The 15,665-nt window shown below is 55.7% G+C and carries 14 protein-coding genes; 9 read left to right on the plus strand and 5 right to left on the minus strand.

Features of this window, described 5'->3' with window-relative positions:
* Positions 1-3: 3 nt before the first annotated feature.
* From hemX to hemC, 3 genes are read right to left on the minus strand one after another with little or no spacing between them, the layout of a single operon-like run.
* Complete coding sequence (gene hemX / locus BS640_RS10175; RefSeq protein WP_084912507.1) at positions 4-1,143, minus strand: uroporphyrinogen-III C-methyltransferase; 1,140 nt, start codon at positions 1,141-1,143, stop codon at positions 4-6.
* Between the two features lie 22 nt (positions 1,144-1,165).
* A complete protein-coding gene (hemD, locus tag BS640_RS10180; RefSeq protein ID WP_084912508.1) occupies positions 1,166-1,906 on the minus strand; it encodes a uroporphyrinogen-III synthase in 741 nt (246 codons plus the stop codon).
* Positions 1,903-2,844 (minus strand): hydroxymethylbilane synthase, encoded by a 942-nt coding sequence (gene hemC / locus BS640_RS10185; protein ID WP_017492340.1) that lies wholly within the window; start codon positions 2,842-2,844, stop codon positions 1,903-1,905. Before hemC ends, hemD begins: the two co-directional genes overlap by 4 nt.
* 319 nt (positions 2,845-3,163) lie before the next feature.
* Here hemC and BS640_RS10190 point away from each other — a divergent pair, with 319 nt between their 5' ends.
* From BS640_RS10190 to uvrD, 7 genes are all read left to right on the plus strand, one after another.
* Positions 3,164-5,722 (plus strand): class I adenylate cyclase, encoded by a 2,559-nt coding sequence (locus tag BS640_RS10190; RefSeq protein ID WP_084912509.1) that lies wholly within the window; start codon positions 3,164-3,166, stop codon positions 5,720-5,722.
* 156 nt (positions 5,723-5,878) lie between these two features.
* Positions 5,879-6,085, plus strand: a complete 207-nt coding sequence (gene lptM, locus BS640_RS10195; protein WP_026110589.1) for an LPS translocon maturation chaperone LptM — start codon at positions 5,879-5,881, stop codon at positions 6,083-6,085.
* Positions 6,086-6,143: 58 nt separating this feature from the next.
* The gene (gene dapF, locus BS640_RS10200; RefSeq protein ID WP_017492343.1) at positions 6,144-6,968 is read left to right on the plus strand and encodes a diaminopimelate epimerase; all 825 of its coding nucleotides are present in this window, start codon (positions 6,144-6,146) and stop codon (positions 6,966-6,968) included.
* Positions 6,965-7,669: a DUF484 domain-containing protein gene (locus BS640_RS10205; protein WP_017492344.1), complete on the plus strand. Its 705-nt coding sequence runs from the start codon at positions 6,965-6,967 to the stop codon at positions 7,667-7,669. Before dapF ends, BS640_RS10205 begins: the two co-directional genes overlap by 4 nt.
* Positions 7,666-8,577, plus strand: coding sequence for a tyrosine recombinase XerC (gene xerC / locus BS640_RS10210; RefSeq protein WP_017492345.1), 912 nt, complete (start codon positions 7,666-7,668; stop codon positions 8,575-8,577). Before BS640_RS10205 ends, xerC begins: the two co-directional genes overlap by 4 nt.
* Entirely contained in the window at positions 8,577-9,293 is a 717-nt protein-coding gene (gene yigB, locus BS640_RS10215; protein WP_017492346.1) for a 5-amino-6-(5-phospho-D-ribitylamino)uracil phosphatase YigB, read from the plus strand. The genes xerC and yigB overlap by 1 nt, the downstream gene beginning before the upstream one ends.
* 121 nt (positions 9,294-9,414) lie before the next feature.
* Entirely contained in the window at positions 9,415-11,580 is a 2,166-nt protein-coding gene (gene uvrD / locus BS640_RS10220; protein WP_084912510.1) for a DNA helicase II, read from the plus strand.
* Positions 11,581-11,632: 52 nt separating this feature from the next.
* On the opposite strand, the gene BS640_RS10225 is transcribed toward uvrD, so the two are convergent.
* Entirely contained in the window at positions 11,633-12,109 is a 477-nt protein-coding gene (locus BS640_RS10225) for a WbuC family cupin fold metalloprotein (protein WP_017492348.1), read from the minus strand.
* Between the two features lie 488 nt (positions 12,110-12,597).
* Here BS640_RS10225 and corA point away from each other — a divergent pair, with 488 nt between their 5' ends.
* Together corA and BS640_RS10235 are read left to right on the plus strand one after the other, a co-directional pair.
* Positions 12,598-13,551 carry a magnesium/cobalt transporter CorA gene (gene corA, locus BS640_RS10230; RefSeq protein WP_017492349.1) on the plus strand — a complete coding sequence of 318 codons (954 nt, stop codon included), beginning with the start codon at positions 12,598-12,600 and terminating at the stop codon, positions 13,549-13,551.
* A gap of 123 nt (positions 13,552-13,674) precedes the next feature.
* Positions 13,675-14,721 carry an AbrB family transcriptional regulator gene (locus BS640_RS10235; RefSeq protein WP_390896437.1) on the plus strand — a complete coding sequence of 349 codons (1,047 nt, stop codon included), beginning with the start codon at positions 13,675-13,677 and terminating at the stop codon, positions 14,719-14,721.
* On the opposite strand, the gene rarD is transcribed toward BS640_RS10235, so the two are convergent.
* The gene (gene rarD, locus BS640_RS10240; RefSeq protein ID WP_084912511.1) at positions 14,718-15,647 is read right to left on the minus strand and encodes an EamA family transporter RarD; all 930 of its coding nucleotides are present in this window, start codon (positions 15,645-15,647) and stop codon (positions 14,718-14,720) included. The two genes, BS640_RS10235 and rarD, sit on opposite strands and share 4 nt — an antisense overlap.
* Positions 15,648-15,665 lie beyond the last annotated feature (18 nt).

The following is a 15,665-nucleotide window of genomic DNA, read 5'->3' on the forward strand; positions in this document are numbered from 1 at the left end:
GCGTTATTCCCCCTGTTTGGTCGTGGCGGCCGGCTGTTGAAGCAGATTACGCACGCGCGTCTGCATCAGTTTTTCCAGCATCGGCTGGCTTTTCAGCTGGTCTGGAACGTCCATGGAAACAGACTGTTGGCTCAGATTGTCCAGATCGGCAAGGAACGCCTTGGTGGTTGGATCAGTGGTATCGAAATAGGCGCGAACCCAGGTCTCCACCGTTTCCAGCGACTGTTTGTAGATTTCATTCTGGTGGCGCGGTACCGCCTGTGCGGCAATCAGCAGACGAGAGCGGATATTCTCACGCAGATAGATGTCCTGATTCGGTGCCAGCAGCGGCTCGGCGCTGGTGTCGCGACGACGAATGGTGATGAAGTCGGACATGAAGTTGTGCCAGCTCTTGCTCAGGTTCTGACGCCATTCGGTCAGGGAGCCTGAAAGCTCACCGCTGTCGCTGTCCATCGGTGAATCGTCGGTGTCGTTATCCGCCAGACGCAGGTTATCGACCTGATTTGAAAGCTGATTAACCTTCAGGATGATGCCATCGAAGTCAACCTGCGTAACCACAGACAGGCTGCCGATGTCTTCATTAATGGCCTTGCGCACGTCAATCAGGCTTGGGTCATTCATGTCGGCCAGGCTGGCATCGGCGCTTTTCAGCAGCGCAGCAGCGGTGGTGACATCCTGATCGCTCCACAGTTTTCTTCCCGCCAGTTTGACCAGGAAGTCGGCCTGAGAAAGCATCCAGGTTTTGGCGTCGCTGCCTGAAATACTGGCGACTTTATCCTGCAGTATGTTCAGCTGACGGCCGAAGGAGGCCTGCTGGTTTGAGGCTTCCTGCAAGGATTTACCCTGCTGGTCGAGCAGCGAGTCGATCTGTTGTTTGTCCTGCTGCTGGCTATTTTTAAGCTCGGCAAGCTGGGCCTGCAACGCTTCATTGGCGGAAGCTTCCGCCTGGGCCTGTTGGTGTCCGTGATAATAAATGCCTGCACCCAGCGCAATCACCAACACAATGGCGATCGCACCCAGTACAGGACCCGTACGTCTTTCCTTTTGTACGGTTTCACGAGAAGCGGTATCTGGCTGTTGGGGGCTCTCAACCGCAGTATAAGTTTCATCAACCTTTGCGGAAGGATTTTTTTGTTCCGTCATCTGGGCACATCCCTTAGTCAGGTTATTTTAATGCACGGATCAGCGCATCATTATCTGCGTTCTCTGCAACCCTAATAGATTGCCAGCCAAGTTGGCGGGCAAGGGTCGCCAAACGTTCACTTACCACTATCAATGTACAGCTTAAAAGCCAGGTAGTTCGATAGTAATCAGGAACTAACGTATATAACTGTTGTAACATTTCTCCGCTGGTGACGACCAGAGTATTCACCCCTGCACGCTGCCAGCTGGAGCTTTGCTCACTGCCGTCATAGTGAAGCGGGCTGCGTCGATAACATTCACAGTAGGTAATGTTTACGCCGCGCTCTTTCAGCGTGTCGGCCAGCAGTTCGCGACCGCCGTTGCCGCGCAGTATCAGGGCATTGCGGCCTTTGAGGGACTGAAGGGCGGGTAGCTGGAGCAGCGTTTCGCTGGTTTCACCGTCTTGCGGATAGACAATAGGCAGGCTGGTGGCGCGATGCATCAGCAAACCGGTTGTTCTTCCAATAGCATAATAGCTTACAAAATCAGGCCAGTGTTGCGCATGTTGACGCACTGCGCGGTCGGCGTAGTTCACCGCGTGCTGAGAAAGGACAAAAATAAGGTCCTGCGGCACCAGTGAGGCGAGCATGCCGGGCAGCGCGGTAAGCTCGCTTCCCGGTGCAAACTCTATCAACGGCGAGTGATAGGCAACCCTGCCCAGCTGGCGCAGCCGGGCGACAAGCTGTTCTCCTGAAGGAGAGGGGCGGGTCACCAGGATAGTCATTTCGGTGCGTTGCCCTGGTAGACTTCCTGCAGGATTTCACGCGCGCCGCCGTTCAGCAGTTCTTCGGCCAGGCTAATGCCCATGCTTTCTGCTTCAAAGGCGGGACCGCGACGTTCGCCGCGAACCATCTGGCTTCCGTCCGGCGCGCCAACCAGCGCACGCAGCCAAAGCGTATCGCCTTCCAGTTCGGCGTAGCTGCCGATAGGCACCTGACAGCCGCCCTCAAGTCGGGTGTTCATCGCGCGTTCGGCGATAACGCGCAGCGTGGTTTCGCTGTGTGCCAGCGGAGCAAGCAGTTCGCGGGTGCGCACGTCGTCAAGACGACATTCAATCCCCACCGCGCCTTGTCCTACGGCAGGCAGGCACTCTTCCGCCGACAGTGCCGCCGTGATGCGAGACTCCAGGCCTAAACGTTTCAACCCGGCGACGGCCAGAATAATGGCGTGGTAATCACCGTTATCGAGTTTGGAAAGACGGGTACCCACATTGCCGCGCAGGTCGCGGATTTGCAGGTCAGGACGCTGTTGGCGCAACTGACATTGGCGTCGCAGGCTTGAAGTGCCCACGATGCTGCCCGCTGGCAGGTCAGCGAGGCTGGCAAACTGGTTAGAAACAAAGGCGTCGCGTGGGTCTTCGCGTTCGCAAATGGTCACCAGGCCGAGACCTTCCGGAAACTCTACCGGCACGTCTTTCATTGAATGCACGGCGATGTCGGCGCGGCCCTCGAGCATGGCCAACTCTAATTCTTTAACGAACAGGCCTTTACCGCCCACTTTCGCCAACGGAGTATCGAGAATAATGTCGCCTTTGGTCACCATAGGCACTAATTCAACCTGCAAATCAGGGTGAAATGCCTTGAGCTGACTTTGAACATAATGTGCCTGCCACAGCGCTAAAGGACTCTGACGTGTGGCAATTCGGATGATTTTGTCTACCATGATTTTTACCGTTTTTCTATATTGCGGACCATCCTACCACCGACTGCGGGAAGGTGTCAGCGATGGATGCCATGGGCAAGGGAGTTAGAACGGGTAAACAGGGAAATTTGTGACATGGCAGTTCAGGAAGTAAAATGTATAGAGGCGCAACAGTCATTGTGGTGCTTTACTTCCTTTACGGTCAAACAGCAAGGTGTTAAATTGATCACGTTTCCAGCAATAATCCGTCAAATACTTATTTTAAATTAAAGTTTATAAAACTAATGGCGGATTTGGATACGGGGTTGTTTCTAGACACTGGAAAATCAGGCGAAAAGTCTTGTACCTCTACATCGAGACATTAAAGCAGAGATTGGATGCAATAAATCAGCTACGCGTTGACCGCGCCGTAGTGGCTCAGGGCCCCGCTTTTCAGCAGGTCTATAGTCTGTTGCCCGTCCTCTTACATCATCATCATCCGCTGATGCCGGGCTACCTTGAAGGTAAAGTGCCCCATGGTGTCTGTATTTTCACGCCTGACGAAACCCAAACTACCTATATTAACTCTCTCGAAGAGAAATGGGGCAGCCCGTTTGAACCGGTCGTTAAAGGCGAACTGCCGATAACCGGCGTCTATTCTATGGGCAGTACCTCATCGATAGGCCAGAGCCAAACCTCGGACCTCGATATCTGGGTCTGTCATCAATCCTGGCTCGATAACGAAGAGCGCAACCGCCTGCAGCAAAAGTGCAGCCTGCTTGAGAAATGGGCCGCCTCGCTGGGCGTTGAAGTCAGCTTCTTCCTGATTGATGAAAACCGTTTTCGCCATAATGAAAGCGGCAGTTTGAGCGGTGAGGACTGCGGTTCAACCCAACACATCCTGCTGCTTGATGAATTTTACCGTACTGCGGTTCGTCTTGCAGGCAAGCGTATTCTGTGGAATATGGTGCCTGGCGAAGAAGAAGCGCATTACGACGAGTATGTCCTTTCCCTCTATTCTCAGGGCGCGTTGACGCCGAACGAATGGCTCGACCTCGGTGGCCTGAGCACGCTGTCTGCCGAAGAGTATTTTGGTGCCAGCCTGTGGCAGCTGTATAAAAGCATCGACTCGCCTTATAAGGCGGTGCTGAAAACGCTGCTGCTCGAGGCCTATTCTTGGGAATATCCCAATACCCAGCTGCTGGCAATGGACATCAAACAGCGCCTGCATCAGGGAGAAATTGTCTGCTTCGGCCTCGATGCTTACTGCATGATGCTCGAACGCGTGACCCGCTATCTGACTCAGGTTGAAGACTTTACGCGCCTTGACCTGGTGCGTCGCTGCTTCTATCTCAAGGTCAACGAGAAGCTGTCCCGCCCGCGTGCCTCGGTTGGCTGGCGTCGTGAAATTCTCACCCAGCTGGTGAGCGAGTGGGGCTGGAGCGAAGAGCGTCTGGCGATTCTCGATAATCGCGCTAACTGGAAGATTGAGCGCGTGCGGGAGGCACACAACGAGCTGCTCGATGCGATGATGCAGAGCTACCGTAACCTGATTCGTTTCGCGCGCCGCAATAACCTGAGCGTGAGCGCCAGCCCGCAGGACATCGGCGTGCTGACCCGCAAGCTGTACGCGGCGTTTGAAGCGTTGCCGGGGAAAGTGACGTTGGTTAATCCGCAGATTTCCCCGGATCTCTCCGAGGCTGACTTAACCTTTATTCACGTGCCTATTGGTCGCGCTAATCGCACCGGCTGGTATCTGTATAACCAGTCGCCGTCGATGGACTCAATTATCAGCCATCAGCCGCTGGAATATAACCGCTATCTCAGCAAGCTGGTCGCGTGGGCTTACTTTAACGGGTTGCTGACCCCGACGACGCGGCTGCACATCAAGAGCGGCAACCTGTGCGATATTTCCAAACTGCGCGAACTGGTGGCCGACGTGTCGCACCATTTCCCGATTCGTTTGCCTGCGCCGACGCCGAAGGCCCTGTATAGCCCGTGCGAAATTCGCCACCTGTCAATTATCGTCAATCTCGAGCATGACCCGACGGCAGCGTTCCGCAATCAGGTGGTGCATTTTGACTTCCGCAAACTTGACGTCTTCAGCTTCGGTGAGAAACAGCAGTGCCTGGTCGGCAGCATCGACCTGTTGTATCGCAACTCGTGGAACGAAGTGCGTACGCTGCACTTCAACAGTGAGCAGGCGGTGCTCGAGGCGCTAAAAACCATTCTCGGTAAGATGCACCAGGATGCCGCGCCGCCGGAGGCCGTTGAAGTCTTCTGCTATAGCCAGCACCTGCGTGGCCTCATCCGCACGCGTATCCAGCAGCTGGTTTCCGAATGCATTGAGCTGCGTCTTTCGAGCAAACGCCTCGAGCCGGGCCGATTCAAGGCGGTGAGAGTCTCCGGGCAGACCTGGGGTCTGTTCTTCGAGCGCCTGAGCGTGTCGGTTCAAAAGCTGGAAAACGCCATTGAGTTTTACGGCGCTATCTCGAACAACAAGCTGCACGGCCTGTCGGTGAAGGTTGATACCTCGCAGGTGCATCTGCCGTCAGTGGTAGACGGCTATGCCAGCGAAGGGATTATTCAGTTCTTCTTCGAGACCACCGCGGACGACGACGGTTTCAACATCTATATCCTGGATGAGTCGAATCGGGTCGAGGTTTATCACCACTGCGAAGGCAGCAAAGAGGACCTGGTGCGCGACGTCAGCCGTTTCTATTCGTCATCGCACGACCGTTTCACCTATGGTTCCAGCTTCGTGAACTTCAATCTGCCGCAGTTCTACCAGATTGTTTCAATCGATGGCCGCACGCAGGTCATTCCCTTCCGCAGCAACGTGCTGTCTCAACTGTGCGCGGTCGTTCCTGAGGCCGGTGCCGAACCTGCCAGCCCGGCGCAGCAGTTTCAAATCCACTGATCCGCCGTTTTTATCCTGAACGGCGCTGCGCGCGATGCCGATTTTTGATAATCGATTCCTATTGCTTTTCATGATCCACCTGCGATTATAGAGAGCTTGGACGGTGAATCGCAGATCCTGGATAAAATGAAAACAATCACAATGAAAAATCTGAACATGAAAACCGCATTACGCTGGTCTCTGGCCTCGATGGTCCTGTTTGCGCTCTCTGGCTGTGGATTAAAAGGTCCCCTCTACTTTCCTCCGGCAGATAAAGCCGATGCTAAAAAAGTCGTGGTAACCAATGACAAGTCCGGTCAGACACAGTCTCAGGGTGTTTCTCCAGACCAAAATGCGGCCAAAAACAGTGGGCAACTTTATTAATCGGCAGGCCACAGAGTAATTACGTCTGGCGATAGCCAGGGGTCAAGCGGAGTAAGATATGCAGTTCGCCAAAATGCACGGCCTGGGCAACGACTTTATGGTCGTTGACGCCGTCACTCAAAATGTTTATTTCTCTCCCGAACTGATCCGTCGACTTTCCGATCGTAACCGCGGCGTGGGCTTCGATCAGCTGTTGGTCGTCGAGCCGCCTTACGATCCTGAACTGGACTTTCACTACCGCATCTTCAATGCCGACGGGAGTGAAGTCATGCAGTGCGGTAACGGTGCCCGCTGTTTCGCCCGATTTGTGCGCATTAAAGGGCTGACCAACAAGCGCGATATTCAGGTTAGCACCCAGAACGGGCGCATGACCCTGACGGTCACGGAAGATGAGCTGGTGCAGGTGAATATGGGCGAGCCAATATTCGAACCTCAGCAAATTCCTTTCCGCGCGCCCAAGCCTGAAAAAACCTATATTTTACGCGCAGAAGAACACACCGTGCTCTGCGGTGCGGTCTCAATGGGTAACCCGCACTGCGTGTTACAGGTTGACGACGTAGTCACTGCCAGAGTAGAACAACTTGGCCCGCTGCTCGAAAGTCATGAACGTTTTCCTGAGCGCGTCAACGTCGGCTTTATGCAGGTGATCGACCGCAGCAGCGTCAAGCTGCGCGTTTATGAGCGTGGCGCTGGCGAGACGCAGGCCTGTGGAAGCGGTGCCTGTGCGGCAGTGGCGGTTGGAATACAGCAGGGTTTACTCGCTGAGGAAGTTCAGGTGGAACTGCCGGGAGGCAGCCTCGACATTCGCTGGAAAGGTCCGGGTCATCCCCTTTATATGACCGGCCCTGCCACCCATGTTTACGACGGATTTATTCATCTATGAACAATCTTGACGATCAGATTGAAAGCGTAACCGAGCTCGACGACGAACTGGTGATGCAGTATCTGCTGCAAAACCCGGATTTCTTCATCAGAAATGCGCGCAGCGTTGAGCAGATGCACGTGCCGCATCCGGTTAAAGGCAGTATTTCACTGGTTGAGTGGCAGCTCGGACGCCAGCGCAATCAGATTGCCCAACTGGAAGAAGAAATTACCCTGTTGATGGAACAGGCAACCATTAACGAAACCTTGTTCGGCCGACTGATTGAGCTTCAGGCCAATCTGGCTGACGCCACCAGCCTGCAGGATATGCTTAATCGTCTGCAACGCTGGGGTCGCGGTCTTGGTCTTGCCGGTGCCAACGTGCGGTTGTTCAGCGAAAGCTGGCGCATTGGTGCACCGTCTGACTTCACTCACCTGGCGTTGACTCGCAGCTCGTTTGAGTCACTGCGCATCCAGCGTCTGGGCGATACTCAGCACTTCCTCGGAAGCCTGAACGGGCCGGAACTGTTACTGGTGCTGCCGCAGGCCAAGGCGGTCGGCTCTGTCGCACTATCGCTGATGGGCGAAGAGGGCGAATTGGGCATGCTGATTTTCAGCAGCCGTGACCCGCAGCACTATCAGGCGGGCATGGGCACTGTGATGCTCGACCAGCTTGCCAAAATGTTGCCGGGCCTGCTGTCGCGCTGGATCGAACGCGCATGAGCCAAACTGACTCGCCACTGCTCCCCGCGGTCGAGGCATTTTTACGATTTCTGCGGGTTGAGCGACAGCTCAGTCCGCTGACGCAAAGCAGTTATCACCACCAGCTTCAGGCGTTGATAGCGATGGCCGACGACATCAAGCTGACCGACTGGGCGCAGCTCGACGCTGCCAAGGTCAGAATGTTGACCGCACGCAGCAAGCGTGCGGGTCTCGGTGCCTCCAGCCTCGCCCTGCGTCTCTCGGCGTTGCGCAGTTTTCTCGACTGGCAGGTGCATCAGGGCGTCCTTCAGGCTAATCCCGCCAAAGGCATTTCTACTCCGCGTGCGCCGCGTCATTTGCCCAAGAACATTGACGTTGACGAGGTAGGCCAACTGCTGAATATCGACCTCAACGATCCGCTCGCCGTGCGCGACCGTGCGATGCTTGAAGTCATGTATGGCGCGGGCCTGCGTTTGTCTGAGCTGGTAGGCATCAATCTCGGTCACGTCGACCTGCCCTCCGGTGAAATTTGGGTAATGGGTAAAGGCAGCAAGGAGCGCAAACTGCCGATTGGCCGCACGGCGGTGACCTGGCTTGAAAACTGGCTTGCCCTGCGCGACCTGTTTGGGCCTGAAGACGACGCGATGTTTCTGTCTAATCAGGGCCGTCGCATCTCCACCCGCAACGTGCAGAAACGCTTTGCCGAGTGGGGCGTCAAGCAGGGCGTTAACAGCCATATTCACCCCCATAAGCTTCGCCACTCTTTTGCGACACACGTTCTGGAGTCGAGTGGGGATTTGCGCGCGGTACAGGAACTGTTGGGCCACGCCAACCTTTCCACCACGCAAATCTATACCCACCTCGACTTTCAACATTTGGCGTCGGTTTACGATGCCGCGCATCCCCGCGCTAAACGAGGAAAAACCTGATGAAGTTTTACCGCCCCCTGCAGCAGATCGAGGCGATCACCTTCGATCTCGACGACACCCTCTACGACAACTATCCGGTCATCGTTCGCACTGAATCGGAAACGATGCAGTTTTTACGCCAGTATCATCCGGCGACGGCGGATATCGAATCGGCAGAGTGGCGGGCGGTACGTGCGGAACTGCTGGAGCAAGATGCCGAAATTTATCATGATGTTACCGCGTGGCGACACAAGGCGCTGTATCACACCATGCTGCGTCGCGGGCTGAGTGAGGCAGAAGCCGAAGCGGGCGCAGAGGCGACGATGCAGAACTTCGCGCACTGGCGCAGCCGCATCGACGTACCGCAGGAAACCCACGACACGCTGACCGCGTTGGGCAAAAAATTTCCGCTGGTGGCCATCACCAACGGCAATGCCAATCCCGACCTTTTCGGCCTGTCGAAGTATTTCGAATTTACGCTGGTAGCCGGTCGCGACGGGCGCGCCAAGCCGTGGAGCGACATGTATCACCTGGCAGCCGAACGCCTGAATGTGCCGCTGGCGCACATTCTTCACGTTGGTGACGACCTGACTACTGACGTCGCAGGTTCTGTGCGCTGCGGCATGCAGGCCTGCTGGATAAACCTGCGTGAAGGCAACCTGATGCACATTCCGGATGCGCGCCTGCTGCCACATATCGAGATTAACACATTGGCGTCCCTTACCACGCTGCTGTAATCTACGCAGGTAGCCATCTCGCGCAAAATACTGTATATAACAGCAGTAAACCTCCATGCGGCGTTCGAGTTTTAATCGATTTGCCCGTGGATGCATTTCTTTATCCAGACAAACGGTGCTTATGGACGTTTCTGACCTGCTCGACAGCCTTAATGAAAAACAACGCGAAGCCGTAGGCGCCAAGCGCAGCAACTTATTAGTGCTGGCGGGCGCAGGCAGCGGAAAAACGCGGGTTCTGGTGCATCGCATCGCCTGGCTGCTTTCCGTCGAGAACTGCTCGCCGTATTCCATTATGGCTGTGACCTTTACCAACAAGGCCGCGGCAGAAATGCGCCATCGTATCGAACAGTTAATTGGTACCAGCCAAGGCGGCATGTGGGTCGGCACCTTCCACGGCCTCGCGCACCGCCTGCTGCGTGCTCACCATCTCGACGCCAACCTGCCGCAGGACTTCCAGATACTCGACAGCGATGACCAGCTACGTCTGCTCAAACGCATCATCAAGGCGCTGAATATCGACGAGAAACAGTGGCCGCCGCGTCAGGCAATGTGGTACATCAACGGCAAAAAAGACGAAGGTCTGCGTCCGCAGCACGTCGAGAGCTATGGTAATCCGGTCGAAGCGACCTGGCTGCGCATCTATCAGGCCTACCAGGAAGCCTGCGATCGCGCTGGGCTGGTCGATTTCGCCGAACTGCTGCTGCGCGCCCACGAGCTGTGGCTCAACAAGCCGCACATCTTGCAGCACTACCGCGACCGCTTTACCAATCTGATGGTTGACGAATTTCAGGATACCAACAGCATCCAGTATGCCTGGATCCGCCTGCTGGCCGGTGAAAACAATAACGTGATGATTGTCGGCGACGATGACCAGTCTATCTACGGCTGGCGCGGCGCGCAGGTCGAGAACATCCAGCGATTCCTGCACGATTTCCCCGGCGCGGAGACTATCCGCCTCGAACAGAACTATCGTTCCACCAGTACCATTCTGACCGCTGCCAATGCCCTGATCGCCAATAACAACGGGCGCATGGGTAAAAATCTTTGGACCGAAGACGTCGAAGGCGAGCCGATTTCGCTTTACTGCGCCTTCAACGAGTTGGATGAATCCCGCTTTGTGGTTAACCGCATCAAGGCGTGGCAGGACAACGGCGGGGCATTGAACGACTGCGCCATTTTGTATCGCAGCAACGCCCAGTCACGCGTGCTGGAAGAAGCCCTGCTGCAAATGGCGATGCCTTATCGCATCTACGGCGGACAGAGATTCTTCGAACGCCAGGAGATAAAAGACGCACTGGCCTATCTGCGTCTGATGGCCAACCGTAACGACGACGCGGCCTTCGAGCGCGTGGTAAACACCCCGACGCGTGGCATCGGCGACAGAACGCTTGATGTGGTGCGCCAGACCGCCCGCGACCGCCAGATGACCATGTGGCAGGCCACGCGGGTGCTGTTGCAAGAGAAAGTGCTGGCCGGACGTGCGGCTTCAGCGCTGCAACGTTTCACCGAACTGGTGGATGCGCTGGCGCACGAGACCGCCGACATGCCGCTGCACGTGCAGACTGACCGCGTTATCAAGGATTCTGGCCTGTTCATCATGTATGAGCAGGAGAAGGGCGAAAAAGGTCAGGCGCGAATCGAAAACCTTGAGGAACTGGTGACGGCAACCCGCCAGTTTAGCTATCAGGACGAAGACCAGGATCTGATGCCGCTACAGGCGTTCCTGTCTCATGCGGCGCTTGAAGCCGGAGAAGGGCAGGCCGACGCCTATCAGGACGCCGTTCAGCTGATGACGCTGCACTCGGCCAAAGGGCTGGAGTTCCCGCAGGTGTTTATCGTCGGGATGGAAGAGGGGATGTTTCCGAGTCAGATGTCGCTCGATGAGGGCGGTCGTCTTGAGGAGGAACGTCGTCTGGCCTACGTTGGCGTGACACGTGCCATGAAAAAGCTGACGCTGACCTACGCCGAGACCCGCCGCCTGTATGGCAAAGAGGTTTATCATCGGCCTTCACGCTTTGTCGGTGAACTGCCGGAAAACTGCGTCGAAGAGGTGCGTTTACGCGCCAGCGTGACCCGTCAGGTGAGCCACAGGAGCATGGGCACGCCCGTGCTGAGCAATAACGACAGTGGCTTCACCCTTGGCCAACGCGTGCGTCATCCGAAATTTGGTGAAGGCACTATCGTTAATCTCGAAGGCAGCGGCGAGCACAGCCGCTTACAGATTGCCTTCCCGGGAGAAGGCATTAAATGGCTGGTAGCGGCCTACGCCCGTCTTGAGGCGGTATAGGCCTGGATGGGCTATCAGACTCGCCATTTTGAGCTCAGTTACGCGCCGAACTTTAGAACTTCACTGTGTCCCCGACCTTGGCGGTGAGATACCACGCCATGGTCGCCTGGGATTTGTCATCGCCTTCGGCCGGGCTACCCGGGAAGGTATCTTCCTCAGGTACGGGAACGTAAGGGCCCTGCTTGATCTCCAGGAATGTCGAACCGTTGTCCAGTGCGATGGCGCTATGCCAGACGCCAGCAGGAATTTCCAACGTGCGGGTTTCTTCGCCCAGCACCAAACGGTCGGTAATCTGCCCAGCAGAATTGTAAATCAATACAACAAGACGACCGGTCAGCGTACTCAATAATTCCCAGGTATGAGGGTGACGGTGAATGCGCACATAGCTCTCTTTATCCATCGTCACGGCCAGACGTTGAACCGGGTCGTTGACGTCCGGATGCAGGTTCAGGTTGGTGCGTAAACGAGGTGATTCACTTGCCTTGGCGGCAAGCTGGGTCAGGTTTTCACGGGTGATCTGCTTGGTCATTTTTTTATCCTGAAAGGTGTGCCGGAAAGGGATTACGTGGTATTTGGTTTGAGACTGAGTGTAGTCAAAAAATCCCGCTGTGGTAAGCATCTCGCGCGGCGATGGGCGGTTGAAAATTATGCCGAAATGTTGCGGAATTAGGCGCCTTGCCGGTTGACAGTCTTTTTCTTATCGGCGTAACATGCGCGCACTATTATTTATGAGGATTTTCGCCTTGGACGCACCCAGTAGATACTGGCTCAACAATCTGTTAAGCAGGTTCCACTTCTAAGGCCATCCTCATTGCTGATGGCCGCAGAGCTGGTTCGAAATGTACCTCGAAGGTATGGATTTCGAACCCACTCTAGGTGGTTGTCAGCGACCTCAAAAATGTCGCTGTGAGTCAGACCGGAATCGGGTCTGAAATATAACGGTGACCTTCACCCTGTGTTTCCCCGCTGTGCTTCAATGCGTTGTCCATACCTGTCACCATTAGGGAGAACGGGCACATGCTGAGTGCTTTTAAATTAGATAACAGCCGCTTATCCCGTTTGGAACTGGATGAAGCAGAGAGTTCGCTTTGCGATTCTCTGTGGGTCGATTTGGTTGAGCCTGACGAGCTGGAGCGTGAACGCGTCCAGAATGAGTTAGGGCAAAGTCTGGCAACCCGGCCAGAACTGGACGATATCGAAGCGTCGGCACGTTTTTTTGAAGACGAAGACGGGCTGCACATTCACTCATTTTTCTATTACGAAGATGCCGAAGACCATGCGGGAAACAGCACCGTAGCATTCACCATTCGCGACGGGCGCCTGTACACCCTGCGTGAACGTGAACTGCCTGCGTTTCGTCTTTACCGCATGCGCGCCAGAAATCAGCAGCTTACCGACGGTAATGCCTACGAGTTGCTGCTGGACCTGTTCGAAACTAAAATCGAACAGCTGGCCGACGAAATCGAAAACATCTACAGCGATCTTGAAAAGCTGAGCCGCGTAATCATGGAAGGGCATCAGGGCGACGAGTACGACGCCGCGCTTTCGACGCTGGCCGAGCTGGAAGACATTGGCTGGAAGGTACGTCTGTGTCTGATGGATACCCAGCGTGCATTGAACTTCCTGGTGCGCAAGGCGCGTTTACCGGGTGAACAGCTGGAGCAGGCGCGTGAAGTGCTGCGTGACATCGAGTCCCTGTTGCCGCACAACGAATCGCTGTTCCAGAAGGTGAACTTCCTGATGCAGGCGGCGATGGGCTTTATCAATATCGAGCAGAACCGCATCATCAAAATCTTCTCGGTGGTGTCGGTGGTGTTCCTGCCACCTACGCTTGTGGCGTCGAGCTATGGGATGAACTTCGAGTTTATGCCAGAGTTGAAGCTGACCTTCGGCTACCCGGCGGCGCTGGTGCTGATGCTGCTCGCGGGCCTCGCGCCTTATCTGTACTTTAAGAGAAAAAACTGGCTGTAAAGGTTTTGAATCCCCGGTTCGCCGGGGAAATCCCGCCCATGGCATACCCCTTGTCGCGCAAAATATGTTAAGAATATCCCTCCTGTTGATTTAACGAAGACTCGATAAATGTTGATGGAAAGGATGGCTCCTGCCGCCCAGTGGTGTTTTCTTATCGTAGCGTCGCTGATTTTAGGTTTTATATTTCAGTACTTTAATGTGCCTGCTGCGCTCCTGCTTGGGCCGATGATTGTCGGCGTCGTGATGGGGCTGTTTGGCGCCACGGTGCGTATTCCCCCGCTGTGCTTCAAAATCGCCCAGGGCGTGATTGGCTGCATGATTGCGCAGGCGCTGTCTCCCTCGATTCTTCCTCCTCTATTACACGACTGGTTTTTAGTGCTGGTGGTGCTGATTTGTACTCTGCTGGCGAGCGGCCTTTCAGGCTGGCTATTGGTTAAGTTCAGCAATTTGCCGGGGCCGACCGGCGCGTGGGGGTCTTCTCCCGGCGGCGCGAGTGCGATGGTGGCAATGGCCGGTGACTTTGGTGCGGACGTGCGTCTGGTGGCGTTTATGCAGTATCTGCGGGTGCTATTTGTGGCTACTGCTGCGGCTTTCGTGGCGCGCATGAGCCTTGGGGATCAGATGACGGGCGCGGCCGCCGTCGAGTGGTTCCCGTCTCTTGACGGGGACTTCCTGGTTACACCTGCGCTGGCGCTGGTCGGTGTCTGGCTTGCCCCCAAGCTGCGCATTCCCTCCGGGGCGCTGCTCATTCCGGCGGTGGCCGGTGCCTTTCTGCATTCGACTGGGACTGTGCTGTTACAGGTGCCTGAATGGCTGCTGGCGATTGCCTATACCTTTATCGGCTGGAGCGTGGGGCTGCGCTTTACCCGTCCGATCTTCAAGCTGGCACTGCGTACGCTGCCGCAGATGATGGCATCAATTATCGGGCTTATGCTGTTGTGCGGAGCGATGGCCTGGGTGCTGACCCAGATTCTGCATGTGGATATGTTGACGGCATATCTGGCGACCAGCCCAGGCGGGCTGGATACGGTGGCGATTATCGCGGCCGGAAGCCACGTCGATATCTCGTTTATTATGGCGATGCAGACGCTGCGCCTGCTCACCATTATCGTCACGGGTCCGGCGATGGCGCGCTTTATCTCACGCAGCGCCACCCCGGTAACCTCTTAACCCTCGGCTTTCACGGGCTTTACCGCTAAGGCGTTGTCGCTCCGCTGCTGGCGCTGAAAACGCAGTGCGTCATACACGAAGAACGCCAGACCGGCCCAGATGAAAGCGAAAGTCAACAACTGGGACGGTTTGACCGACTCGCCGTAAAATACCACCGCCAGCAGGAACATCAGCGTCGGGCCGATGTACTGGAAGAAGCCCAGGGTCGAGAATTTCAGGCGTGAGGTGGCGGCGGTGAAGAACAGCAGCGGGATAGTGGTAATGATGCCTGCCGAGGCCAGCAGCAAGTTAAGTGAAAGCGGATTATTGGCCAGATTGCTGGTCGGGCTGTGGGCGATAAAGAACAGATACACCCCCGAGGCAGGCAGCAGCCACAGCGTTTCAATCAGCATGCCTGCCTGCGCATCGACGGCAATCTTCTTGCGCATCAATCCGTAGAACGCGAAGGTCAGCGAAATGCTGATGCCGAGAATCGGCAAGGATCCAAAGACCCATAGCTGAACCAGCACTCCCGCCAGCGCCAGCACGACCGCGACCCACTGCAGACGGCGGAAGCGCTCCCCGAGGAACAGCATTCCCAGCAGCACGTTAACCAGCGGGTTGATGAAGTACCCGAGGCTGGCCTCGAGGATGTGGTCGTGGTTAATAGCCCAGATATACAGCAGCCAGTTTGCACCGACCAGCAGGGCGCTTATCAGCAGCAGAGCCACCTTTTTCGGCGTGGCGAACACCTTGCGCACCCCATTCCAGCTGCGGCTAATGGTCAGCAGCAACAGCATAAAGAAGAATGACCAGATAACCCGATGGGTCAGAATCTCTTCGGCAGGAACCTGTTTGATAAGCTTGAAGTAAGCGGGCGCAATGCCCCAGATGAAGTAGGCGATAAAAGCAAAAATAACGCCCTGACGGGTCCGTTTAGCATCCATGACAATTCCCTGATTAAG

Origin of the sequence: Rouxiella badensis (assembly GCF_002093665.1) — a bacterium.
Taxonomy (GTDB): Bacteria; Pseudomonadota; Gammaproteobacteria; order Enterobacterales; family Enterobacteriaceae; genus Rouxiella; species Rouxiella badensis.